The sequence below is a fragment of the Marinomonas sp. G8-14 genome, from assembly GCF_055808935.1.
The window spans coordinates 181573-203959 of record NZ_CM147891.1; the positions used below are offsets into that span (position 1 = coordinate 181573).

Annotated in this window: 23 protein-coding genes and 1 pseudogene; 12 read left to right on the forward strand and 12 right to left on the reverse strand. The window is 43.9% G+C overall.

The window, feature by feature from the left end; all coding sequences use genetic code 11:
- The first annotated feature begins 13 nt into the window (after positions 1-13).
- From AC0L6V_RS00925 to AC0L6V_RS00950, 6 genes are all read left to right on the forward strand, one after another.
- A complete protein-coding gene (locus AC0L6V_RS00925; protein ID WP_265216863.1) occupies positions 14-403 on the forward strand; it encodes a nuclear transport factor 2 family protein in 390 nt (129 codons plus the stop codon).
- A 234-nt stretch (positions 404-637) separates the two neighbouring features.
- Entirely contained in the window at positions 638-1648 is a 1011-nt protein-coding gene (locus AC0L6V_RS00930; RefSeq protein ID WP_265216864.1) for a SphA family protein, read from the forward strand.
- 40 nt (positions 1649-1688) lie between these two features.
- The gene (locus tag AC0L6V_RS00935) at positions 1689-2975 is read left to right on the forward strand and encodes an MFS transporter (RefSeq protein WP_265216865.1); all 1287 of its coding nucleotides are present in this window, start codon (positions 1689-1691) and stop codon (positions 2973-2975) included.
- Between the two features lie 418 nt (positions 2976-3393).
- On the forward strand, positions 3394-4806 hold the full coding sequence (locus AC0L6V_RS00940) for an aldehyde dehydrogenase family protein (RefSeq protein WP_265216866.1): 1413 nt from the start codon (positions 3394-3396) through the stop codon (positions 4804-4806).
- 150 nt (positions 4807-4956) lie between these two features.
- Positions 4957-5814 (forward strand): AraC-like ligand-binding domain-containing protein, encoded by an 858-nt coding sequence (locus AC0L6V_RS00945; protein WP_418138678.1) that lies wholly within the window; start codon positions 4957-4959, stop codon positions 5812-5814.
- A complete protein-coding gene (locus AC0L6V_RS00950; protein WP_418138679.1) occupies positions 5747-5968 on the forward strand; it encodes a helix-turn-helix transcriptional regulator in 222 nt (73 codons plus the stop codon). The genes AC0L6V_RS00945 and AC0L6V_RS00950 overlap by 68 nt, the downstream gene beginning before the upstream one ends.
- Before the next feature lie 77 nt (positions 5969-6045).
- Here AC0L6V_RS00950 and AC0L6V_RS00955 read toward each other — a convergent pair whose 3' ends face one another.
- The 4 genes and pseudogenes from AC0L6V_RS00955 to AC0L6V_RS00970 all read right to left on the reverse strand — a co-directional run bounded on the left by AC0L6V_RS00955 (position 6046) and on the right by AC0L6V_RS00970 (position 8703).
- Positions 6046-6318, reverse strand: coding sequence for a hypothetical protein (locus tag AC0L6V_RS00955; protein ID WP_265216868.1), 273 nt, complete (start codon positions 6316-6318; stop codon positions 6046-6048).
- A complete protein-coding gene (locus AC0L6V_RS00960) occupies positions 6279-6566 on the reverse strand; it encodes a hypothetical protein (RefSeq protein WP_265216869.1) in 288 nt (95 codons plus the stop codon). Before AC0L6V_RS00960 ends, AC0L6V_RS00955 begins: the two co-directional genes overlap by 40 nt.
- A 103-nt stretch (positions 6567-6669) precedes the next feature.
- A pseudogene (locus AC0L6V_RS00965) lies at positions 6670-8437 on the reverse strand (sodium:solute symporter family protein).
- A gap of 5 nt (positions 8438-8442) precedes the next feature.
- Positions 8443-8703 carry a DUF4212 domain-containing protein gene (locus AC0L6V_RS00970; protein WP_111606312.1) on the reverse strand — a complete coding sequence of 87 codons (261 nt, stop codon included), beginning with the start codon at positions 8701-8703 and terminating at the stop codon, positions 8443-8445.
- A 155-nt stretch (positions 8704-8858) separates the two neighbouring features.
- Here AC0L6V_RS00970 and AC0L6V_RS00975 point away from each other — a divergent pair, with 155 nt between their 5' ends.
- From AC0L6V_RS00975 to AC0L6V_RS00985, 3 genes are read left to right on the forward strand one after another with little or no spacing between them, the layout of a single operon-like run.
- Positions 8859-9518, forward strand: coding sequence for a DUF6500 family protein (locus tag AC0L6V_RS00975; protein ID WP_409419218.1), 660 nt, complete (start codon positions 8859-8861; stop codon positions 9516-9518).
- Positions 9515-9940: a GNAT family N-acetyltransferase gene (locus AC0L6V_RS00980; protein WP_265216870.1), complete on the forward strand. Its 426-nt coding sequence runs from the start codon at positions 9515-9517 to the stop codon at positions 9938-9940. Before AC0L6V_RS00975 ends, AC0L6V_RS00980 begins: the two co-directional genes overlap by 4 nt.
- A gap of 18 nt (positions 9941-9958) precedes the next feature.
- Positions 9959-10417 (forward strand): MOSC domain-containing protein, encoded by a 459-nt coding sequence (locus AC0L6V_RS00985; protein ID WP_265216871.1) that lies wholly within the window; start codon positions 9959-9961, stop codon positions 10415-10417.
- Positions 10418-10458: 41 nt separating this feature from the next.
- Here AC0L6V_RS00985 and AC0L6V_RS00990 read toward each other — a convergent pair whose 3' ends face one another.
- Both AC0L6V_RS00990 and AC0L6V_RS00995 read right to left on the reverse strand, forming a co-directional pair.
- Complete coding sequence (locus AC0L6V_RS00990) at positions 10459-12150, reverse strand: aminotransferase class V-fold PLP-dependent enzyme (protein ID WP_409419219.1); 1692 nt, start codon at positions 12148-12150, stop codon at positions 10459-10461.
- A 47-nt stretch (positions 12151-12197) separates the two neighbouring features.
- On the reverse strand, positions 12198-12671 hold the full coding sequence (locus AC0L6V_RS00995; protein WP_265216874.1) for an Lrp/AsnC family transcriptional regulator: 474 nt from the start codon (positions 12669-12671) through the stop codon (positions 12198-12200).
- Positions 12672-12959: 288 nt separating this feature from the next.
- On the opposite strand from AC0L6V_RS00995, the gene AC0L6V_RS01000 reads away from it, so the two are divergent.
- Positions 12960-13808: a delta-class carbonic anhydrase gene (locus tag AC0L6V_RS01000; protein WP_409419220.1), complete on the forward strand. Its 849-nt coding sequence runs from the start codon at positions 12960-12962 to the stop codon at positions 13806-13808.
- A 58-nt stretch (positions 13809-13866) separates the two neighbouring features.
- Here the strand turns inward: AC0L6V_RS01000 and AC0L6V_RS01005 are convergent, their stop codons facing one another.
- The 6 genes from AC0L6V_RS01005 to AC0L6V_RS01030 all read right to left on the reverse strand — a co-directional run bounded on the left by AC0L6V_RS01005 (position 13867) and on the right by AC0L6V_RS01030 (position 21324).
- Complete coding sequence (locus tag AC0L6V_RS01005; RefSeq protein ID WP_265216875.1) at positions 13867-14931, reverse strand: efflux RND transporter permease subunit; 1065 nt, start codon at positions 14929-14931, stop codon at positions 13867-13869.
- A complete protein-coding gene (locus AC0L6V_RS01010) occupies positions 14882-15382 on the reverse strand; it encodes a hypothetical protein (protein WP_418138680.1) in 501 nt (166 codons plus the stop codon). Before AC0L6V_RS01010 ends, AC0L6V_RS01005 begins: the two co-directional genes overlap by 50 nt.
- Positions 15337-17118 carry an efflux RND transporter permease subunit gene (locus AC0L6V_RS01015; protein WP_418138681.1) on the reverse strand — a complete coding sequence of 594 codons (1782 nt, stop codon included), beginning with the start codon at positions 17116-17118 and terminating at the stop codon, positions 15337-15339. The genes AC0L6V_RS01010 and AC0L6V_RS01015 overlap by 46 nt, the downstream gene beginning before the upstream one ends.
- Positions 17119-17124: 6 nt before the next feature.
- Positions 17125-18312: an efflux RND transporter periplasmic adaptor subunit gene (locus AC0L6V_RS01020; RefSeq protein ID WP_265216878.1), complete on the reverse strand. Its 1188-nt coding sequence runs from the start codon at positions 18310-18312 to the stop codon at positions 17125-17127.
- A gap of 133 nt (positions 18313-18445) precedes the next feature.
- Positions 18446-19690: a TolC family protein gene (locus AC0L6V_RS01025; protein ID WP_265216879.1), complete on the reverse strand. Its 1245-nt coding sequence runs from the start codon at positions 19688-19690 to the stop codon at positions 18446-18448.
- Positions 19691-20094: 404 nt separating this feature from the next.
- Positions 20095-21324: an aminotransferase-like domain-containing protein gene (locus AC0L6V_RS01030; protein ID WP_418138682.1), complete on the reverse strand. Its 1230-nt coding sequence runs from the start codon at positions 21322-21324 to the stop codon at positions 20095-20097.
- Between the two features lie 244 nt (positions 21325-21568).
- On the opposite strand from AC0L6V_RS01030, the gene AC0L6V_RS01035 reads away from it, so the two are divergent.
- Both AC0L6V_RS01035 and AC0L6V_RS01040 read left to right on the forward strand, forming a co-directional pair.
- Positions 21569-21766: a hypothetical protein gene (locus AC0L6V_RS01035; protein WP_265216880.1), complete on the forward strand. Its 198-nt coding sequence runs from the start codon at positions 21569-21571 to the stop codon at positions 21764-21766.
- 5 nt (positions 21767-21771) lie between these two features.
- Positions 21772-22380 (forward strand): LysE family translocator, encoded by a 609-nt coding sequence (locus AC0L6V_RS01040; protein WP_409419225.1) that lies wholly within the window; start codon positions 21772-21774, stop codon positions 22378-22380.
- Positions 22381-22387 lie beyond the last annotated feature (7 nt).

A 22387-nucleotide genomic window follows, 5' to 3' on the forward strand; every position in this document is an offset into this window, starting at 1 on the left:
TTTAGGAGATAAAATGGACGAACCTTATTTATTGCAGGATGAGGCTAGAGTCTTGCATGCGCATTTGTCACGCGCTAAAGCGCTTATTGAACAAGATATGGTGGCTTTATCGGGCCTATCTACACAGACATTGCGTTATGTTCATGCAACTGGCCGAATCGATGATCGAGACAGTTACCTCAATTTTGTGCCAAGTGTGAAATACATAAGTATCGAAACCAATGATCGAAATATTGATTTAGCTGGTGATGTAGCAATTATATCTGGTGTTATGTCTATGTGTATTTATAAGCAAGGTAACGATGCACCAACCTACCCAAAATCTTTTTTTATAGAGGTTTGGAAACAATATGGAAAGGATTGGAAAATTTCTGTTTTTCAATCTACTTATTTTCCTGATTAATTAAAAAATATTTCTTTTACTTGATTTATTTTTTATGAAATTTAATTTTTGTTTTCTACAAGTTGTTTCTTTTTTTAGAGGGATTCTTGGATGTTATTTAGTTTTTTATTTGAAAGTTTTTACTGTTTTTTTTACTACATTGTCGCTGGGGTGCAAAAATGACATTTCTAGACAATTATTAGATTTTTTCTTGGTTTAATTTGTGAACTATAACAATAAATAAGAGGCTTTACCATGAGAGAATATAAAAATAATTTTATAAAAGCAGATGCACTATTTGCAAAAACATTATTGTCTTTGGCTGTTGTATACAGTGCTAGTTCCTTAGCGGTTACACCAACAGTAACCTTACCAAAAGGAACAAGTTTGGGATCAACGAGCTTTTTTGATGGTTTTTCAGGTAACTCCTCTGGAGTGACTTACTTGTTATATCTTCAAAAAGAAAACGGTACATCGCTAAAAGACAGTGATGGCAACAATGCTGCTGCTTTTAACTCACCAAACCTTGATGTAACGGTAGCAATTAACCAAATTGACTATAAGTTTGAGCCGAATGAGTCTGGTGAAATATATGGTGTTTCAGCATTTATTCCCTTGGTTAGTTTAGATGCCTCATTTGGTAATACCGGGCCGCAATTGAAAGATAATGGTACCGAGCTGGGCGATCTTACCTTGTCAGGTTACCTCCAGCTTCCACCTTCTATTAAGGATGGCCGACCTGTATTTTCTCATCGTATTGCTGTTGATGTGATTGTTCCAACGGGTGGGTATGATGCAGACAAAGATTTTAACCAATCTAACAATTACGTCACATTAATTCCCAATTGGTCGTTTACCGTCTTGCCAGCACCTCGTGTCGAAATAAGTGGCCGTATTAATTATCTTTATAACTTCGAAAACTCTGAGCCAGCAGGTAGCGCTCCTTTGACATGGAATGGTGGAGCGGTAGACAACACGCAATCCGGTCAAGCTGTGTATATGAACTTTGCGACATCCTATGAAATTTTTCCAGGGTTGCGCGCAGGTTTAAACGGTTATTACTTAAAACAATTAACTGATGACAAAGTGAATGGCGACACGTTGGCAGATTCTAAGGAAGAGGTCCTTGGTATCGGACCGGGTGTTTTCTGGAGTTCAAAAGATCAAAGCACCAATGTATGGGTGAATACATACTCCGAAAGTATGGTTGAGAATCGATTCAGAAACGAATTGAAACTGCAGTTTAGAATAGCACACAAATTCTAAACCCCGCCTTGAACCTACTTGTATTTGAGAGAACATTACTATGTCTATTATTGTAGATGAACATAAAATAGAGCAAATCTCTGAAAAGGACTGGGATAAATCGTATGAAGTAAAAGCGATCCTTCTGTTGTTTTTAGGGTTTGGTTTGGTTGGGATCGATAGGTTTATCATCATGCCTATGTTTCCTGTGTTGGCAAAAGAGCTTAATTTAAATTATAGCGATATTGGTTTGCTCACTGGCGCACTGGGTATCGCTTGGGGTTTTTCCTCCATCTTTATGGGAAGGTTTTCAGATAAAGTAGGGCATAAAGCCATTCTTATACCTTCTTTGGTGCTTTTCTCATTACTGGCTGGTTTTAGTGGCTTAGCAACGACGCTTGGTTCATTGTTGCTCATTCGTATCGGCATTGGTTTGATTGAAGGAGCTTATACGCCAAGTAGTATTATTGCGACGCTGGATGCTTCGAAGCCGTCGAGAGTAGGATTAAATATCGGTCTTCAACAGGCGGCATTTCCACTGTTTGGTTTAGGTATTGCCCCTGTATTAGTGACACAATTATTGAATGTGGTTGATTGGCATTTTATTTTTGCGCTAGTCGCTTTACCAGGATTCGTTGTTGCCTATTTCATGTATAAAATACTGAGAGATAATCCACAAATACTGGCAAATATCCCCAAGGAAGAGCAAGCTGATGCTGTCATTAAAGGGGCACCAGCTAGCAAATGGTACGATATATTCAAATATAGAAATGTGTCTTTGGGCGTTGTATCCATGTTTTGTTGGTTGACAGTGTTGACAGTGTTGGCGGCATTTTTGCCAAACTACTTAACGGATTATTTAAAGTTAAATTTAAATCAAATGGGCTTTATTTTGTCCGCTATTGGTTTTGGTGGCACCGTCGGGACGATATGCTTACCTGCATTATCTGACAAAATTGGACGAAAAGCCGCTGTCAGTTTGTCGTCTCTTGGTGGTGCTTTATCCTTGGTGGTTTTAATAAATATGGATGCTAGCAGCATGACTGCGTTATTCACTGTTGTGTTTGTTTGCGTGTTGTTTATCTACAGCTTACTAGCATTAACGGTTGGACCTATCAGTGCGGAGTCTGTGCCTAAACATTTACGTTCTAGCTCTTCGGGTATGGTTATTGGTACAGGAGAGATATTTGCTGGCAGTGTCGTGTCTTTTATGGTCGGCATGGTCGCACAAGTTTTTGGTATTCAATATATTTTGTATGTGGCTACTGGGGCGATGGTTTTGGGTTTCATTGTGACTCTCTTTTTAAAGGAAACCGCCCCTTCAAAAATTAACCGTCAGAACCTCTAAAATGATCTAGAGAAATGGGATAATCATCCCCTTGTTATCCCATGAATTTCTGTCATATCAAGAGCCTCGTCCGAGGCTCTTTTTTTATCTAGCGTGCGAGAGTTCAACTCTAGAACTGCTTATTTGTGAAATAGAAGCCTCCATCTGCGCTTAAAAATACAAGAAACTTTTTACTTTTGAGTGGCATTACTTTGTCAGGCTTATTTTATCTATTAATTTATTTATTTCTCATAATGTGTTTTAGTTGATAAATCCTAAATGGTGGGATATATTGATTTTAAAGTGCGGCCATTCTCAGTTTTAGCGTCTCGCTCATCTAGCTTTAGATGTGCTTAGTGTGCAGGAGATAGGCAAGAGGCTTTGAATCATGACTATAAAAACAACGAAGTTGATTGCGTTCAGCGTGAGGTTTGTAAAAATGAATATAAATAATAACCTAGCAAAATATGCTGATTTTTCATTGCAGTATATAGATGGTGAGTGGGTGTCCGGCTCTTCATCTCGTTCCTTAGAGAATATCAATCCGTTTAATAATGATGTACTGGGTAGCATCCAACTTGCTTCATGTGATGATGTTGATAAGGCGTTTCATTGCGCTCAATCTGCGCAGATATCGTGGGCAAAAACAGATGCTGCAGAGCGAATTGGCTACATTGAGAAAGTTCTTTCTATCCTGAGCAAGCGCAAAGAAGAAATTATTGAATGGATTATTCAAGAAAGTGGCAGTACTCGTATTAAGGCGACTCTAGAATGGCAGAGTACTTATGCACTCACAAAAGAATGCATGAGTTACCCTGATCGTGTTGAAGGCAAAATAATGAGCCATCCTGTTAATGGCAAGAAGAGTTTTGTCTTTCGAGAAGCACTTGGTGTGATTGGTGTCATCAGCCCTTGGAATTTTCCTCTTTATCTCAGTATTCGTTCTATTTTCCCCGCTCTCGTGCTTGGCAATACCGTTGTTGTTAAACCTGCCAGTGACACACCTGTTACGGGGGCTTTATTGATTGCCAAAATTCTGGATGAAGCAGGGTTACCATCAGGCGTTTTCAATGTCGTTGTAGGGGCGGGAAGTGAAATAGGTGACTATTTTTCAGCGCATAAAGTACCAAGCTTAATCTCTTTTACCGGCTCTACCGATGTGGGTCGTAACGTTGGTCGAATTGCAACGGGTGGACAATACATTAAGCGCATAGCGTTAGAGTTGGGAGGTAACTGTCCTCTTGTTGTACTTGACGATGCGGATTTGGATGCGGCTGTACGAGCAGCAGTACTCGGGCGCTTCTTGCACCAAGGTCAGATTTGTATGAGTACAAATAGAATCATTGTTGATAAGTCGCTTTACGCTGATTTTGCCGAGATGTTTGTTGAGCGTGTCCGTAACCTTAAGGTTGGTAATCCATTTGAAGCAGACACAATCATTGGTCCAATTATTAACAAGCAGCAACTTAATGGCTTGCTGAATAAGATTAAGCACGCTGATGCTAGCTTAGATAAGCTGTTTGGTGGCGAGCATCAAGGTCAGCTTTTACCGCCACATGTCTATGGTAATGTGTCTAATAGCCATGCGTTAGCACAAGATGAAGTATTTGGCCCAGTGGTGTCCCTGATTGTTGCTGATAATGAATCACATGCTTTGCAGCTTGCGAATGACACCGAATATGGACTCTCGAGCGCAGTCTTCACTTCAGATATGGATCGAGGTATTAACTTTTCACGTGGTGTTGTCGCGGGTATGACGCACATTAATGACATCACAATTGATGATCAGCCTAACGCTCCTTTTGGGGGGAAAAGAATTCCGGTCTTGGTCGATTTAACGGTGATTATTTAGTAGATGAATTTACGCGTACACATTGGATTACTTGGCAGAAAGCGCACTCGAATTATCCGGTTTAACCCTATTTGGGACCTTAGTTGGAAATATCCAGCCAAGGTCCCAATTTGAGTATCTTTTTGACTGAATGTGAGAAGAGGGGACGATATGCAAACTGAATCCATGATGCATTTATCTACCGAAGGTATTGAAGAACAATATCGTTTATCCAATTGGGTACAGTACATTACCAATTTTGTGGGTAAAGTACCAGATCCCTTTAAACCGGCTGAGGTAGTGCATTCTCAGCCGATAGGTAAAGGGGGATTTGAAGGTAATTTAGAAAGTGGTAGTTTAGGTAGTCTTCAGCTTTCTAGGTTGCGAGTGAGCCCCCATCGATTTAGGCGATCATTGAGTGCGCCAACCTCTTTCGCAGCCACTCCGATACTTCTCGTTGTTCAGTTGAATGGCGTCACCTGCCTAAAAAGTTCAGGGGCAAAAGACTATCTTGAACCCGGTTCTGCCTTTATTTTTGATACTCGTAATACATTTGAGATTTCAAATGACGAGTATTCAGATCAGCTTGTTGTGGCGATACCGCGTAACAGCTTGTCATTAGCAAATGGTTTTTTTAATACTCTAGGGCATAAGCTATGTAATGATCACGGCTTAACCAAGTTACTTTATGGTATGTTGAGTGAGTCTGTTTTTAATTATGACTCATTGAATTTAGATTCGAAAATTAGCTTAGGTCAGTCAGTATTACAGTTGTTACCTAATATCCTAGATCAAGGCGCCGTTGAGGATATTGAGCTGTTAGGCACGTCGACAGACATTACTACTCAGGCGGTTAAAAACTATATTGAGCAACATCTAGATGATCCATTATTAACCATAGAGCAAATAGCAGAAGCTAATAATTGCTCTGTAAGAACCATTCATAGGTTATTTAAACACTGTGAAATGGGGGGTTGGTCATTATATTTGGGATCGAAGATTGAGAGCGGCTGCAAGAACGCTAATTGACCCAGGATTTAGTCATAACTCCATTACGGACATTGCTTTTAGTTGGGGGTTCAGTAGTAGCGCTCATTTCAGCCGATGTTTTAAAGCATCATACGGAATGACGCCTCGAGCCTATCGCAATGCAGAGTTACTTTTGAAAGGTAAAAATGCATAACTAAAATGAGTTGCCTTGTCTGTTTATGATTTGAAAAGGGCTTGGTGATCAGCAATCCGATACGATGACTTGTTTATCTATCCATTACACACTGCTTTTAATAATAAATCATCACTTTCAAGCGGATACCACGTTGAAGTTGATGGCTGTTTTGAATCTGGGGAAGCGGTAAAAGATTGAGTGAAATCTGTTCTGGCGCCTTGTACGCAATCGACTATTTGTGGAACACGTTTCGCCATGTGGCGACGTTCAAAAAAGTACAAGTCGACTAGAACAAGGTTCGGATCAATTTTATTTTTTGCAGAATTCTCTATGTCGGCCGCGATAAAACGCAAGGTTTGTGGAAACACGTAGCTCCAAGGGCGCCAGGGGCTTCTTCTTGTACGGTTTTGACCACCACAACCCCTTCTGGCAATAAACTGGCTTGGTGATGGTACCAATCGTACTCTCCTTGGATTTGGAATCCTAACATCGCGGCACCAGCAAACACTGGAACCAGCCATTTAGGAGCGGTTTGTTTGGTCAGTTTTCTTAACATGAGCGCAATGCCTGCGCCACCAATACCGGCAAAAATGGTTGCAATGAGTTCCCAAAACATAAGTCTTCTCTTGTTTGAATTTGAAATTGTGGATTCTTATTATAGGGAGATTGGGTCTCACAAAGAAGTGAGACCCAATGCTTTAAGATGTGCTTTTTAACCCTTAGTGGTCAACAGCACCGCCGGCACCTTGAGGATAGCGTACGCTTTCAACGAGGTCTTGGATTTCTTTTGGTGGTGGCGCTGTCATCGAAGAGACAGTAAATGCAACCACAAAGTTAATCACCGCACCAATGGCACCGAATGACAGTGGTGATACTCCGAACCACCAATTATCAGGGGTATTGGCGAATGACGCAGTGCCTGGAATAAAGAACCAACCAAGGAATAAGAAGATATAAACCAAGGTCGAGATCAGGCCGGCTAGCATGCCAGCGACAGCTCCAGCGCTGTTCACACGTTTCGAGAAAATCCCCATCATCAGTGCTGGGAAAATAGACGCTGCCGCAATACCAAATGCTAATGCCACTACTTGAGCCGCGAAGCCTGGTGGGTTCATACCAAGATAGGTTGCTACGGCAATGGCCACGAACATGGATACCCTTGCAACTCTTAGTTCTCCTTTATCACTAATATTAGGGTTTATCGAGCCTTTAATTAAGTCATGACTGATGGCCGATGATATTGCTAACAGTAGACCTGCCGCCGTTGAGAGTGCAGCTGCTAAGCCACCTGCTGCAATCAGACCAATTACCCAACCTGGAAGGTTCGCAATCTCTGGGTTCGCTAATACAAGAATGTCACCGTTAACGGTTAACTCATTACCTTCCCAACCACGCGCTGTTGCTTCCTCTTTAAATGCCGGAACATCGTTGTAGAACTGAATACGACCATCCGCATTTTTATCATCAAACTTGATTAAACCTGTGGTTTCCCATGTTTGCATCCAGTCAGGACGTTCCGCGTATTCAACGGGTTGTTCTGTTGGACCAGATGGGTAAATAGTGGTTAACAGATTCAAGCGAGCCATAGACGCAACCGCAGGAGCCGTTAGGTATAGCAAGGCGATAAAAACTAGCGCCCAACCTGCAGACCAGCGTGCATCAGCGACTTTTGGTACAGTGAAGAAGCGAATGATAACGTGTGGTAAACCGGCCGTACCTATCATTAATGATAGCGTAAACAGAACCATGTTTAGTTTGTTATCCACATCAGCCGTGTAATCTCTGAAACCAAGCTCACGAACTACTTCATCTAGCTTCTGTAACAAAGGCACACCAGACTCAGTATGATTAGAGAAAAGACCGATAGCAGGAATGACCGAATCGGTTAGCTGTAAAGAGATGAATACCGCAGGAATGGTATAAGCGATAATGAGCACCACATACTGCGCAACTTGCGTATAAGTGATACCTTTCATGCCGCCTAAAACAGCATAGAAGAATACAACAACCGCAGCGATCAAAAGACCGGTATTGTTATCAACTTCTAAGAAGCGAGAGAAGGCTACCCCAGCGCCCGTCATTTGACCGATGACGTACGTGACTGATGCGATGATTAAACAGGCAACTGCTACCAGACGAGCGGTACTGCTGTAGAAGCGATCACCGATGAAGTCTGGCACAGTAAATTTTCCGAACTTACGCAAATAAGGTGCGAGCAACATAGCCAGTAGAACATAACCCCCTGTCCAGCCCATTAGATACGTTGAGTTTGCATAACCGCCCGCCGCGATTAAGCCCGCCATAGAAATAAAAGAGGCTGCAGACATCCAGTCCGCTGCTGTTGCCATACCGTTTAATACCGGATGGACACCACCACCAGCCACATAAAACTCTTTTGTCGATCCGGCTCGAGCCCCAAATGGCAATACCGAAGTAAAGCGCAAAGGAGCCGCCAACGAACAATAGGTTGATAGTAAATTGATCCATACGACTTACTCCTGAAGGCCAAATTCTTCATCAAGTTTGTTCATTCTCCAAGCGTAGAAGAAGGTCAACAAGATGAATACAAGAATAGAGCCCTGCTGAGCAAACCAGAAACCTAGATCGGTTCCTCCGATTTGAATGCCTGAGAGCATAGGACGAAGTAAAATGGCACAACCATAGGATGCTAGCGCCCAAACCACCAAGCTACCTAATATGAGCCTGAGGTTGGCTTGCCAGTATTTTTCTGCATTAATGTTATGATCTGACACGGTAGATCTCCTTATAATTATTTTTATACGCCTTGTTAATTTAGCAGGCGTTTGTCTAATAAGAAGTCAGACTTTAGTCGCATAGTGCGATTTTTAACCGCGATGTCTTTGTGCGTGAATCGTGTAATAAAAACGAGAAAGTAAGAGTAGATACAATGTATAAAGAGATTAAACAGAAGATTCTTTCGGTTTGCGCAGAAAAAATCAGGAAAAAGGGCGAAAACGTTCAGGTATCGTTTTATGCTTTTTTTGCCAATAAAAACGATGATCCAAAGACCTTGATGGCGATTGCTCGCTGGTGGATAGAAGGACATCAATTGAATCATTTTGAAAAAGCCACCAAAGTTTATTCCTTGGTCGCATCACTTGATGATGCCTCTGCCTTTCAATTGCCTGCAGTTCAACAAGACAAAGGTCTCAATCACCTGACCTTGAGTGTTACCAATCTTGAGGCTTCGCTTCATTTTTATTGTGATCTGCTTGGTTTTAAAGGTGAGGTACGCTGGAATAAGGGGGCTTACTTGTCGTATGGCAATTGTTGGCTCTGTTTGTCATTAGGTGAAGCGAAACCCAGTCAGGACTATACGCATTTTGCGCTTAGTTTTGATGCTCTAGCCATAGCTTGTATTCAGAAAAAAGCAGCGCTTAAAGCGGTAAAAATCTGGCAAGAAAACACGAGTGAGGGAGATTCTTTATACATTAAAGATCCAGATGGGCATAAACTTGAACTTCACGCAGGATCTCTGGCAACCCGACTTGAATCTTTAATAGCCAAACCTTATGAAGGACTGATTTGGATGGAGCCGTCTTTATGACAATGATAAAGCATTCTTTTACCATTCAAGTGATTTGTGCCGAAGAGACATTGACGATTCGGCAGAGTGTGCTTTGGCCTGACAAATCGATTGATTTTTGTCGGATTAGCGACGACGAAGAAGGGGAGCATTTTGGTGTGTTTATGGGCAGTAGCCTAGTGTCAGTGGCTTCTGTGTTTTATGATGGCAGATCAGCAAGACTGAGAAAGTTTGCCACACTATCTGAGTATCAAGGTCAAGGAATTGGTAGCTTGCTGCTAACTTCTATCATCGAGCAACTTAATAGACAAACGCTGACTTATTTTTGGTGTGATGCCCGTGAAAGCGCAATGACTTTTTATGAAAAGTTCGGTATGACAAGCCAAGGTGAGCGATTTTATAAAGGTGATATTCCTTATCGCAAAATGTCCTTAACATTCTAAGAGATAGAGAGGTAATGGGTGATTCAAGCAATTTTCGTGTCGAAAAAATCAAAACAGTCTCAGATTGGGATTGATGCTGTGAAAGTCGATGCGGGCAAAGGCATTGTCGGTGATCGATATTATGGCAAGAAGGGCACAGATGGCCCCAATATTACCTTTGTGGAAAGTGAAGAAATTGCCGCTTTTAATGCGAATTTCGGGCAAAGTATTGGGCTTTCTGCCACCCGACGCAACATAGTGACCCAAGGTGTGCGACTTAACCAGCTGGTTGGGCAAGAGTTTTCCATTGGCGATGTGCGTTTTTATGGCGTGGAGCTTTGTGAACCTTGTGGTTCGTTAGGGAAATCCCTAGCCAATGATTCTATTTCATCACCGCAGGTCGTTAGAGCTTGGTTACGTCGTGGCGGTTTACGAGCAAACGTATTGAGCACCGGTATTTTGCGTACTGGCATGCAGTTTAATTTGATCCAGAAATGAGCCAATGAGAAAATTTATTAGCTCATTTCTGGCTTGTCTAATTAAACAATATCCTCTGCTAACACAAAGCGTTTAATGTCGTTAAATTCTTTATTAAATGGTTGTGGCTGTGGTGTGTATTTTCCAGCCAAACAACTTCGAACGATTGCTTCCGCTTGCGTTAGGTAAGTACGTCTATCTTCTGTCGAGCTTGCATTGTGCTCTGCTGTTGATGGTTGTTGCCACAGCAAATCGGCCAGTGACTTAGGTGTGTTGGATTGCCCTTGGAAACGCCACAAATCGGCCGTTTGGTCATAAGCGTAATAGGGTAATAACTTGATGCCGTGTTTGGCTACAAAATCAATGGCTTGTAAAATAAACTTGGCTTCATCATCGTCTAAGAAATAATTCAAATTGAAGCGAACCCAACCTGGTTTAACCAGTTTTTCGCCTTTTTTCAGGGCTTCTTGAATGCGTTCTGATTCCGTTGTGTCTATGCCCAAAAGCTGGTGTCCATAGGGACCCGCGCAGGAGCAACCGCCGCGAACTTGGATACCAAATACATCATTTAAGACAGCCGTAATAAAACCATGATGTAAATAGCCAAATTTGGTATTGATGCGAAACGCGGTAATCGACAAACGGGCGGCATCAGCATGACCTAATCGCTCAATATTGGGGTGATTGTGCCAATGTTTGTCAATCTGTTGTACTAGCTCGTGTTCACGGGCCTCAATGACGTTTTCGCCCACAGCTTGTTTGAGCTGAAACACCAAGCCAGCGCGAATCGATTCGATAATGCCGGGCGTACCCCCTTCTTCTCGACGAACGCCAACGGGCAAAAAAGTATGGTCCTCCGGTGTGACAAAAGACACGGTACCGCCGCCAATAAGACTGGGTTTTTGGTTAGTTATAATAGCTTTTTTGACCACCAGAATCCCCGGAGTCCCTGGTCCGCCGATAAACTTATGGGTTGAGAAAAACATGGCGTCTTTGGCCAGTATTTTGTCTGCGCTTGGATTCATATCCAGCGCCACATAAGGCGCGGCGGCGGCAAAGTCCCAAAAAGCGAGGGCGTTATAGCGATGTAGCAAGGCGGTAATCGCATCCTGGTCGCATAAAATCCCTGTGACATTGGATGCGGCGCTGAAACTACCGATGAGGCGTCTATTTTGATTCGCCAGTAATTGCTCTTCTAAGGAGATTAAACAAACGCCACCGTCTTTTGATTCTGGGATTCTGATTACTTCAATACCCAGCTCTCGCCACGATAATTCATTGGAGTGATGTTCATAAGGTCCAATAAAAACGCATACATCTGATTTGTCAGATTCACTCAATTGACGTAAGCCTAATTGGCTAATTAAGGTGTTAATCGCGCTGGTGGCGCCACTGCCACAAAATATCACCAAGTCTTCGGCTGAGGCGTTAACGGCGTCTCGAATTTGTTGTCGAGCCTGCTCGCGAAAGGCGGTGGTTTGTTGGCCTGTAGCGTTGGCTTCGGTGTGCGTATTGGCGTACAGCGGTAAGACATGTTGACGAATGGCGTCTTCGATAAAATCCAGACTGCGGCCAGAAGCGGTATAGTCAGCGTAAGTTAAGGTTCTTGCGCCAAAAGGGGTATGAATTTGTGTATTTTTGCCGATGATGCTGTCGCGAATGCGGGCAAGCAAAGCCTCTTGATTGGATGGGGTTGTGGTATTTTGCTCTCGTGTTCCTTGATTTAAAATGCTTTCTGCGGCAGCAACGGACATGTTTCTTTCCTCATTTGGCTTGCCGCATCAATAAACCTGTTAATTCATCACTTATTCTTCATGACGGGCAAGGGCAACTGAGTTGTCCACTTGATCTGCTCCATGGCGAAGTTTGAGGTGACGTCGGTTAATGCGGTGGCACTGATTAATCGTTTATAAAATTTGTCGTAGGCCGGAATGTCTTTGACCAGCACACGAAGTAAGTAATCGTATTCCCCTGCCATGCGGTAAAACTCCACCACTTCAGGGAAGTCAGCCACAACGCGAGCAAACTCATCGGCCCAGTTAGCATCATGCTGATTGGTTTTAACTTGTACAAAAACCGATACACCAAGGCCAAGTTTGTCCGCGTCTAATAGGGCGACACGACGCTTGATATATCCTGCGTTTTCAAGCTTTTGCACCCGTCGCCAACAAGGGGTTTTAGACAGTCCTACTTGCTGAGCCATGGCTTCGGTAGAAATACTATCATCACTTTGAATTAAGGCAAGTAGTTGCAAATCTATCTCATCTAAGTGCATTTTGTTCTCTTTTTTATTGATTAATTAGAAAAATATTTCTCATTGTCGTGTTTTTTTTCATCATCTGCAATCACGTTCTTTTAGAGTATTGGATAGTGGAATTCTGTTTCTTTTATTTGGCGTAAAAAAGTGTCTTGCAAACACAATTTAATTAATGAAAAAGTAAATTGAGATGTAGTTAGGTGTAAAAAAAATGTAAGAAGAGGCGCTTGATGGAATGTTTTTAAATCTTAGTAGTCTCAAAAATGCGTTAAAAATGTATTAGGGATTTTCTATTTAAGGATAGGTATGAAAAAGATTTACGTAGTGGGTTTAACTTTGTTGTCAGGTATCGCTTCTGCGGCTGATCAAGATGCGGTGTCTGATGATGTTATTCTAAAACAGCGTCAAGCATTACAGGAAAGTACCAAAGATCAGCAGGTCGGGCCACAATCTCCTAGAAATATTGATCTAATATTTGGCCGTAATCTACCTATTTTCGAGCAAGCACCGGCCTCCAATAAAATGAATCTGTGTAATATTCATTTTCATAAAAATGCTGAGCATAAAGGGGGCGAGTTTACAAAATACGTAGGTAACGGCGATGGTAAAGGTTATCAAACCGGTTATCGTTATTCGGGACAACTCAGTAAAGCCGAGCTAGCACCACGCAAAGGCGGCCCGGTGTGCAGCAGTCAATACAGTGAAGTGGACTCTGGCGACACGATAGAAGTGCATTATGTGTATTCCACGGCAAAGGTAAAACCGGGTCCGACACTAGGGGCTTGCTTGATTAAAGGTGAGCCAATGCCACAGCTGCGTGTAGAGACACAAGTTTATGTCGCAGTGAATGATGAGCAAGCATTGGATTTTGAAGCCTTAACGGCTCATGATGTTCGCAATGGTCGTTTTCAAGCCGTTGCTATCCCTAACGATACAGGGAACCCTGTTACCTATGCAGGCTCTACAACAGGCCCTGCCTACAATGAGGTGGCGTCACCTTTCCAAGTAACGTGGAATGTGCGTCCCAAAGTTGCCAAGGTGAGCATTGACTCTTTAGGTGACTGGTGTGACAGCGATAATGTCTACCAAGAAGATCATGCCCATGGTGTGCGGAACTTGGTAACCAATCCAGATTTGCTTTCTGAAATAAATTAGTCGCATATTAGGAAAAATAAAGAGACGGTGCTAGCAAGCATTGTCTCTTGTTTTTTTTCTATTCACCTTCGTTCGCTGGCTCCAACGTATCCACAGTCTTATTTTTCAATTTATGTATGAGCTGATGAACGTCTTCTTTGATCATTAAGAGCACAGGAATGAGTATTAGGGTAATGACGGTTGCAAACATGATGCCGTAGGCGAGGGATACCGCAGCAGGGATGAGCATTTGCGCTTGTCTTGAGGTTTCCCACAAAATTGGAATTAATCCCGCAAAAGTCGTAAATGACGTCAGTAATACAGCGCGCAAGCGACTCCGACAGGCGAGGCTGATGGCCTTTTTGACGTGGCTGGTTTCATGACGAAGGTCGTTGAAGCGAGACACTAGAAGCAGGCTGTCATTGACCACCACACCGCTGAGCGCGAGGATGCCGTTCAATGAGAAAATCCCCAACGCTAGGTTGTTCATCCAGTGTCCAAGGAGTGCTCCAATGATGCCAAATGGTATTGCCATCATGATAATCAGCGGCTGCGAGTAGGATTTTAGCGGTATAGCCAACAGACCATAAATGATCAACAGGGCAATCAGAAACATTTCCGACATAGAAGATTGTGTCTTCTCCCTTTGTTCCGCTTCTCCTGAAAAGTAAATGGAAACACCAGCAAACTGGCGCAGCATTTGTGGCACCACGGCGTTTTGCAAATATTCAACGACTTCGGTGGAAGACATGATGTCTTTGTCTACTTCCGCTGAGAGGTATTGAGAGCGTTTGCCATCAATGCGAATAATACGCGTCTCGGCGTCTTCTTGGGACAGTGTAGCGACAGTAGATAAAGGGACGCGAGTGCCGTCAGCTAAGACGACTTTTGTGTTTAGCACGGCGGCAGGCGATTCCTTTTGTTCGCTTGGATAACCTAAGCGCACTTCAACCTCTGAATTGTCCCGCTGGAATTTTTGTACCACTTGTCCATCAAAATTACGCGCGACTTGTGTTGCGAGTTCATTAGAAGATAAGCCCAGTAGTCGACCTTGATCCGTCAGTTTAAGGGTAAGGCGCGATTCGGTTGGTTCGTTATTTTGCTCGATACCCGTTACCGCAGGTAGGGTATTCAGTTGTCTCAAGAGCCTCTTCCATGGCGCCATTTAATACACTGGTATCGTTGCCACGAAGTTCTATTTTTAAGGCATCCACGGTTTCACGGGCGCTGCGAATTCTGAGATTTTTCACGCCTTCTGGCATACCTGACAGTTGCTGCCATTTGCTGGCGAATTGCGCAGAAGTGTAAGGTCGATTATCGTCAAGCTCGATCCGAATATCACCAGACTGATCATCACTGGCGGTGACTTGAATATTCTTGATAGCCACCTCACCTTTTGGTGATACTGCAGCAGCGTTATTTCCTCGTAGACTGGCGCTGACAGACGTTCGTTCTGTTTGGCTTTCTTCATCATTGGTGATAGGGCGACGGCGTTCGCTGGTTTCACTACGCAATGCAATATCGGCTTGATAGGCCTTTTCTTCCAACTCTAATAAGACCTTGTTGGTTTGTCCGTAGCTGACATCGTTGTACATGGTGAGTGAGCCACGCACAGTGTCCCCGGAATTTGTGGGAAGAAACTCATGCGTATCGCGCCCGTAAACGGCATGGATATAACCAATACGAAGACAGCGACAAATAAAAGACAAATTGCGTATCTGTGGTGAAGCGAGAAGTCTATTGTCGGGCGATACACGCGTTCACTAAACCATTGCAAACCAAAATCGGCGCCTTGTTGCACCATTGCCCAGGCTTTGGAGAGCGGATTGGTACGAGTCGACTTTTGGGTATTGATATGGGCAAGGTGAGCCGGCAGGATAAGCTTTGACTCAATCACCGAGAGAATAAGGCAAATAGCCACAACGGTGGCAAATTGCGAGTACAACTGACCTAAACGGCCTTCAATGTTGGACAGTGCCCAGAATGCCGCCACCGTAGTGAATACCCCAAAGAGTGTGGGAATCGCCACTGTCATGGTGCCTTTTATGGTATTGCCAATGGTGTCACCTTCTTTAGAGCGAACGGTATAAACACTTTCACCCACGACAACGGCGTCATCTACCACTATTCCTAGCGCCATAATAAAGCCAAATGTAGTGAACATATTTAGCGTTAAGCCAATGCTTTCTGTGCCCATAAAAAATAGGGTGCCAAAAAAGATAAAGGGCAAGCCCATGGCCACCCAGAACGCGACAGTCACGTTGAGAAAAATGGCCAGTAAGATAAAAACTAATAACACCCCAGTAATGGCATTTTCTACCATTAACTCTAGACGTTGGTTTATGGATTCACTGCGATCGTACCAAGTACCCAATTTGACATTGGCGGGCAGTCGTCCATTATCTTGCCAATCTTGAATCACCGCTTTAGCGCCGAGTACGGAGTTAGATATGTCACTGGTGCCTGTGGTGAGTACTTGAATCGCGAGGCTATTTTCGCGATTGAAACGGGACAAGACAAAGTCATCGTCATCAAAGGTATCGCGTATGTTGGCGATGTCGCCAAGCAATAGCTTTCCACCTTTGTCGTTGGTAATGATAGGGATGCGGGCAAACTCACTTTTTATATAGGCTTGTTCGGATGCACTGATCGTCAAATAAATATGTTCATCGCGCAGCGTTGCCACTTGTGCAGGGGAGGACTCTGCATTAATGGCTGTGGCAATATCGGACAAGGTGAGTCCGTAGGATTCCAGTTTGTTTTTATCAATGTCTATCTTGATGGTGGGATCTAACCAACCTGATATAGAGGTGGCACTGATGTTTTCATTGGCCAGTAAATCGGATTCCAGTTCGTCCGTCAGTTTTTGCAACGTGCGTCGATCAACATCGCCGTAGAGTTGGATCCAAATAGAATGTTCCTCTCGCGTGGCTTTGGTGACGACGGCTGGATCAGCTTCATCGGGAAAAGATGAAATTTGGTCAACTTTGTCTTTGACGTCTGCCAGCAAGATATCGATATCGTAGCCATCAAGCATTTCGATGCTGGTGCTGGTGGCACTGGCGGTCGACGAAGTGGTGATGTTTTTGATACCTGAAACGCCTTGCAAGGCTTGTTCTAAAGGGATGGCAATGCCTTCTTCATTCTCTTTGGCAGATCCTGTGTCATTACTAACAGAGATAGCCACACGGTTGGGTGTTAAGCTAGGGAAGGCTTCTTTATTCAAGGACCCCATATTTAGAACCCCCAAACTAATCACCAAAATAAGCAATAGATTGGCCGCCACTGGGTTGTTGGCAAACCATGGAATAATGCCTTTAGGTTGATCCATTGGAGCTCATGGTTGAACACTCTTATTGGTTTGGCCGGACGTATTAAGGGGTTTAACTAATGTGCCTTTTAAATAGCTATTGTAAGGCTGAGCAAGTACTTCATAGGTTTTGTTGCGCATGGTGTCAGGTACTTGAATATAAACATATTTAGAATCCACAAACCAGGGTGTGGTTTCAAAAGCCGCTAGCCGACTGTTTTCATCCACATACCAGATTTCGCTCTTTTGACTTAAGGCGGTGTTAGGAAGACGCCATAAATTATCGAGACGTTTACCTTGGATCGACACCTCAACAAACGCGCCAGGAATAAGCGGGGGAGTGTGTTGCAGAGGGTTCTCAAGGCTGATGGTCAGGCTGCGCATCCTTGTCGTTTCATCGATGTGTTGGTTAATGCTTAAGACCTTACCTTGCCATGTTTCGCTGGTATCAATACTGGATATCAAGACAGGCCAGTTTTCCAATAATATGCTGCTATTCGGCAGCTTCAGCCAGTCACTGTTTGAGAGGTCCAATTGAATTTCGGCTCTGTCAGTACTGTATAAGGTGCCTATTTCACTGCCTGCGCTTAGATAAGAGCCTGGGGAAACATTACGTGCAATGATTAAAGCATCAAAAGGCGCGACGACTTTTGTATAGGCTAACTTGGTTCGTGCATTCTCCAGAGCGGCTTTTGCGGCTTCAACTTCGCTCTTGGCGGCAGCCAGTTGCGGCGCTCTTAATACTAAATCAGAGTCAGGCTCACCTGTAAAACCAGCGGCTTGCCATTCTGCTTTAGCTTGCTCACCTTGGCGCATTTCTTCTTTGAATGCGAGTTCAGCGGCGGCTAATGTATTTTTCGCGCTGGCGACGGAACTGTTGAGTTCACTGTTTTGTAGTTGCCCTAGAACATGGCCTTTTTTAATGACTTGGCCGGATTCAAACTGGCTGGAAAGACGAATGACTTCACCGCTTACTTGGCTGGTCATGGTGAGCGAATATCTTGGCTTGACTAAACCTGATGCCGTAATAGTCGCCGCATAGCTGCCTGTCGTCGTGGTCAGGGTCGAAAGCTCTATGGCTTGCTCTGGCGCCGCTGGACGTGGTGTTTGTATTCTATTTTTTTGGGCTTGCATAGCATGAGTCACGTAAAAATATACCCCAGCAATGACGATGCCAGCCAGTATTAAGGTGATCCATTGAGAAATGTATTTCATTCCGACTTTACTCCAAGCCCAAGTGCGAGTCCTAAATCGACTCTGTTTGATAAGTGTTGGTACATTAAATTGTCCAATTGTGCTTCTAAGTCAAAGGTGGTTTCTTGGACGTTGATCAAATCGTTTAATTCAACTAAGCCGGTACGGTATTTTTTTCGTACTGATTAAGGTTTTTTTGCGAGCTAGCAAGCGCGTCCTGTATATGACGGACTTGTTGAGACAGCACGCGTTCTTGTCCTAGGGTATTTTCGACTTCGTTGACCGCTGTTAATAGCGTGTCACGGTAATCTTGATAGGCTTGGGCGGTTTGCAGTTTGGCGATTTCCGCCGCGGCTTTTAATCGTCCTCCTTGATAAAGCGGCTGAGTAATTTGCCCCAATAAAGACCAAATAGGTGAGCCAAACAACGCCGCTCTTGGCGACGCCGCAGTTTCGCTTAATGTGGCACTTAAGCTAATACTGGGCAACATGTCTTTGTAGGCAACAGAGGTGTTCAAATCAGCGGCTTCAATAGCTAGATAAGCGGCTTTTAAATCGGGTCTGCGCTGTAAGTTTTGTTTTGGAAAATCGCTAAAAGTAAGATTAACCTCGGGATAATTGGCATTTTCTACGAAGTCTACTGGGTCTGCGCGGCCTAAATAAAGTTGTAAGTTACGTATTTCGATCGCTAAATTTTCTTGGTATTCCACTAGGTCCGCTTTTGATTGGGAGGCGGATGTGCGCGCTTCATCCAGCGCTTCTAAATCCCCTAGGCCATTTCTGAAACGCTTTAAAATGAGTTTTTCATTGGCTTCTAATAGCGCGAGGCGCTTTTCTTCGATGGCAATAGCGTGTTGTTTTGCGGTAATGGCAAGCCAAGATTTTATAACGTTAGCGACTAACGTGTCTCGGCTGGCCTGAAAAAGCGCCTCGTCACTGGCGAGAGTCTTGGCCGATGCTTGTTCTGACAGAGCAAGTTTTTGCCATAAGTCGGCTTCCCAACTGATACTCAGATCGGCATCATAATTAGTGTTACCACCTTCGGCTCTATTACCTGAAAAACTGGCTTCAACACTGGGAAGTGACTCTCCTTGCTGGCTCTTTAAGCTCCATAAACTGGCTTGTAGAGTCAGTTGTGTTTTTTGCAAACTGGGATTGGCTTGCAGAGCCTGTTGAATCAACGCTTCTAGTTGTGGGTCTTGGATTAAATCGGTTAAGTAACTAGCAGGTGCGATTTGGTCCATTGTTTGCCACTGAGAAGATTTGGACTCACCGACCGCATCGAGGTCTTCTTGTGCCAAATTGGCGTAGTTTTCGCGTGTCTGCGTATGACTGCAGGCGACCAGTGCCATGCTTAGGCAAAGCAAGCCTATTACGTTCAAGCAAGATCGAGTAATCATTTACATTCCTAGTCTAAAGAAAGCCTGTCAGAGCAAGCCAGTAACATGATGTTATACGCAATGAGCGATGAGTCATTAATCAGATTATTACGTTTTTACATCAAGGCTTTAAGTCTATTTGCGTTTCTTTACAGTTGATCATGACGGTAAGTCGTCTGGTACGATTTGGCTTACTCGTATTTGTTACGCTAAAACAACGTGATTTGGTTTACCCAGCTTTAGCTTTTGATTCGAAATTTTGCAAGATTGTCGCTAACGTTTTCACGGCCCACTCGCGTTTTTCGGCATTTTGTTCACTAAAGTTGAGACGGAAACAATTTCGATATTTACCTGTGGCTGAGAAGAGTGGGCCGGGAGCAAAGCCGACGCCTTCTTCACGGCATTGTTCCACCAGCTTCATGCTGTCAATGTTGGTGTGGAGCCTCTACCCATAAAATAAAACTACCATCAGGAAAGCTGACTCTGGTATCACTGGGGAGGTAGGTTTTTATAGCTCGAAGTAAGTGATCACGCTGTTGTTCGTAGTGCTGTCTCATTTGGCGTAAGTGTTTGGCGTAACCGCCTAAGCGGATGAATTTTGCAATGGCGAGTTGGGGAAGCACCGGGCACATGGAGCTGCTGACATATTTTATGTGAGTGACCTTGTCACGGTAGCGGCCGGGGGCGATCCAGCCTACGCGCATGCCTGGGGCGATGGTTTTTGAGAAAGACGAACACAGTAAGACGCGACCATCGGTATCAAAAGATTTGATGGTTTTAGGTCGTGGGAATTGATAGGAAATATCACCATAAATATCGTCTTCTATGATGGCGATATCGTAGCTTTGCGCTAATCGGTAGAGTTGCTCTTTTTTGTCATCTGGCATGGTGTACCCCATAGGGTTATTGCATGTGGGGGTAACAAAAATGGCTTTGATAGGCCATTGATCCAGAGCCAATTCCAGTGCTTCTAAACTGATGCCTGTTTCGGGGTGTGTCGGAATTTCCATGGCTTTTAGGTTGGCCGCTTTAATAGCTTGCATGGAACCGTAAAAACTGGGCGATTCAATCGCGATAATATCACCAGGTTTGGTAACCGCTCTTAGGCAAACCGACAAGGCTTCCTGACAACCCGATGTCACCACCAAATCATCCGGATGCAATTGGCAGCCAGAGGCAACGGTAAGCCGACAAAGCTGAGTACGTAATTCTTCTGTGCCACGAATGTCAGCATAACCCAAGCCTAACTCGGGCTTTTGTTTGGAAAGGTCTGCTAAGGTTTTCAATAAAGGTTTTAAGGTGGGGGCCGCCATGTCAGGCATAGCGTGTTGCAACTGTACGCCTTTGTTGTTGCTGCGGATCATCAGCATATTGAGTACTTCTTCCCATTGAGACACCTCCAAAGGACGCTGTGGTGGCCTAGAAACGCTCGGTAAGCTGTCTTTTTTACGGCTACAGACAAAGTAGCCCGATTTAGGTCGAGCCTCGACAAGGGTGTCTTGCTCAAGTTGTCGATAGGCTTCTTGTACGGTGGAGATGCTAACCCCATGCTCTTGAGCCAACTGTCTGACCGAGGGCAATTTATCGCCTGGTTTATAAAAGCCATGCTGTATGTGCTCTCGTAAGCGGTTGGCTAGGTTTTGGTAGAGTGTCATGGTGCATTCCTTTTCGAGGACGTAACGTGGGCTGAAGTATAACTTGATTGTAGGACTTTTTCTGTATGGATTTGACCATACAGATCTCGGTTTATTCAGCCATACAGACGATACAATCCGTCTTCTGTGTGTTTGATTCGGTGATTTTCTGAATCTGTATTGCATTGTCTACTTCTTTTAAAGTGATTACTCATACACATAGCGCTGCTGAATACCAACAGTGTGCTTTAATAAGGAGAGGGTTATGTTCGTCGTCAGTGTATTGGTTTGCATTCAACAGAGCGCACTGCGTTTTAAAACACGTAAAAAATTGGCGTCTATAACCGCGCTGCAGATGATGGATATCGGCATGACAAAGGAGCGTCAACAAGCGGAATTATCACAAGCGACTCTTATTGGTTTTGTGGGAGATTTACTGACTTTCATGAAAAATAAAGGATGAATACTATGATAGATGTGTCTTTTTTCTTCGCGCTCGCCATGTTTGCTTTCGTGACCTCCGTGACGCCTGGTCCAAATAATATTATGTTATTAGCATCTGGGGCGCAGTTTGGTTTTCGTCGAACCTTGCCACATATGTTGGGCATTGTGTTAGGCGTCGCGACCTTATTATTATCTACCTTACTTGGTCTTGGTGCGCTGTTTACCTTATATCCACCTCTATACAGTGTATTAAAATGGGTCGGCTGTGCGTATTTATTGTGGCTGGCGTGGAAAATTGCTAACGCGCCAGTTGGTAATTTAGAGACAAAAAAAGCCTCATCTGCTCCCATGTCTTGGTGGCAGGCGTTGCTTTTCCAATACGTCAACCCTAAGGCTTGGATGATGGCAATCGGCTGTGTTAGTACTTTCTCGATTGCTGGCGATCTGTACGCTCAGTCTGGTTTGTGGATGATTGTTTTGTTTGCCGTTGTGGGGTTTCCTTCTATCGCTATGTGGGCTTGGGCTGGGGTAAGTATTCGTCGCTGGTTAACAGATCAAAAACGTCAGCGCCTGTTTAATCTCTGTATGGGCATTGCCACAGCATCTACCTTGTTGCTGATCATTGCTCAGTAAAGGCTTA

Bases quoted from the DNA above. Each gene is read 5' to 3' on its own strand.
- AC0L6V_RS01020 (WP_265216878.1), bottom strand. From the start codon at position 18,312: ATGAAATACATTTCTCAATGGATCACCTTAATACTGGCTGGCATCGTC.
- AC0L6V_RS00995 (WP_265216874.1), bottom strand. From the start codon at position 12,671: ATGCACTTAGATGAGATAGATTTGCAACTACTTGCCTTAATTCAAAGT.
- AC0L6V_RS01030 (WP_418138682.1), bottom strand. From the start codon at position 21,324: ATGACACTCTACCAAAACCTAGCCAACCGCTTACGAGAGCACATACAG.
- AC0L6V_RS00960 (WP_265216869.1), bottom strand. From the start codon at position 6,566: ATGTTTTGGGAACTCATTGCAACCATTTTTGCCGGTATTGGTGGCGCA.
- AC0L6V_RS00980 (WP_265216870.1), top strand. From the start codon at position 9,515: ATGACAATGATAAAGCATTCTTTTACCATTCAAGTGATTTGTGCCGAA.
- AC0L6V_RS01000 (WP_409419220.1), top strand. From the start codon at position 12,960: ATGAAAAAGATTTACGTAGTGGGTTTAACTTTGTTGTCAGGTATCGCT.
- AC0L6V_RS01025 (WP_265216879.1), bottom strand. From the start codon at position 19,690: ATGATTACTCGATCTTGCTTGAACGTAATAGGCTTGCTTTGCCTAAGC.
- AC0L6V_RS01040 (WP_409419225.1), top strand. From the start codon at position 21,772: ATGATAGATGTGTCTTTTTTCTTCGCGCTCGCCATGTTTGCTTTCGTG.
- AC0L6V_RS00945 (WP_418138678.1), top strand. From the start codon at position 4,957: ATGCAAACTGAATCCATGATGCATTTATCTACCGAAGGTATTGAAGAA.
- AC0L6V_RS00925 (WP_265216863.1), top strand. From the start codon at position 14: ATGGACGAACCTTATTTATTGCAGGATGAGGCTAGAGTCTTGCATGCG.
- AC0L6V_RS00930 (WP_265216864.1), top strand. From the start codon at position 638: ATGAGAGAATATAAAAATAATTTTATAAAAGCAGATGCACTATTTGCA.
- AC0L6V_RS00990 (WP_409419219.1), bottom strand. From the start codon at position 12,150: ATGTCCGTTGCTGCCGCAGAAAGCATTTTAAATCAAGGAACACGAGAG.
- AC0L6V_RS00940 (WP_265216866.1), top strand. From the start codon at position 3,394: ATGAATATAAATAATAACCTAGCAAAATATGCTGATTTTTCATTGCAG.
- AC0L6V_RS00935 (WP_265216865.1), top strand. From the start codon at position 1,689: ATGTCTATTATTGTAGATGAACATAAAATAGAGCAAATCTCTGAAAAG.
- AC0L6V_RS01035 (WP_265216880.1), top strand. From the start codon at position 21,569: ATGTTCGTCGTCAGTGTATTGGTTTGCATTCAACAGAGCGCACTGCGT.
- AC0L6V_RS01010 (WP_418138680.1), bottom strand. From the start codon at position 15,382: ATGTACAACGATGTCAGCTACGGACAAACCAACAAGGTCTTATTAGAG.
- AC0L6V_RS00975 (WP_409419218.1), top strand. From the start codon at position 8,859: ATGTATAAAGAGATTAAACAGAAGATTCTTTCGGTTTGCGCAGAAAAA.
- AC0L6V_RS01015 (WP_418138681.1), bottom strand. From the start codon at position 17,118: ATGGATCAACCTAAAGGCATTATTCCATGGTTTGCCAACAACCCAGTG.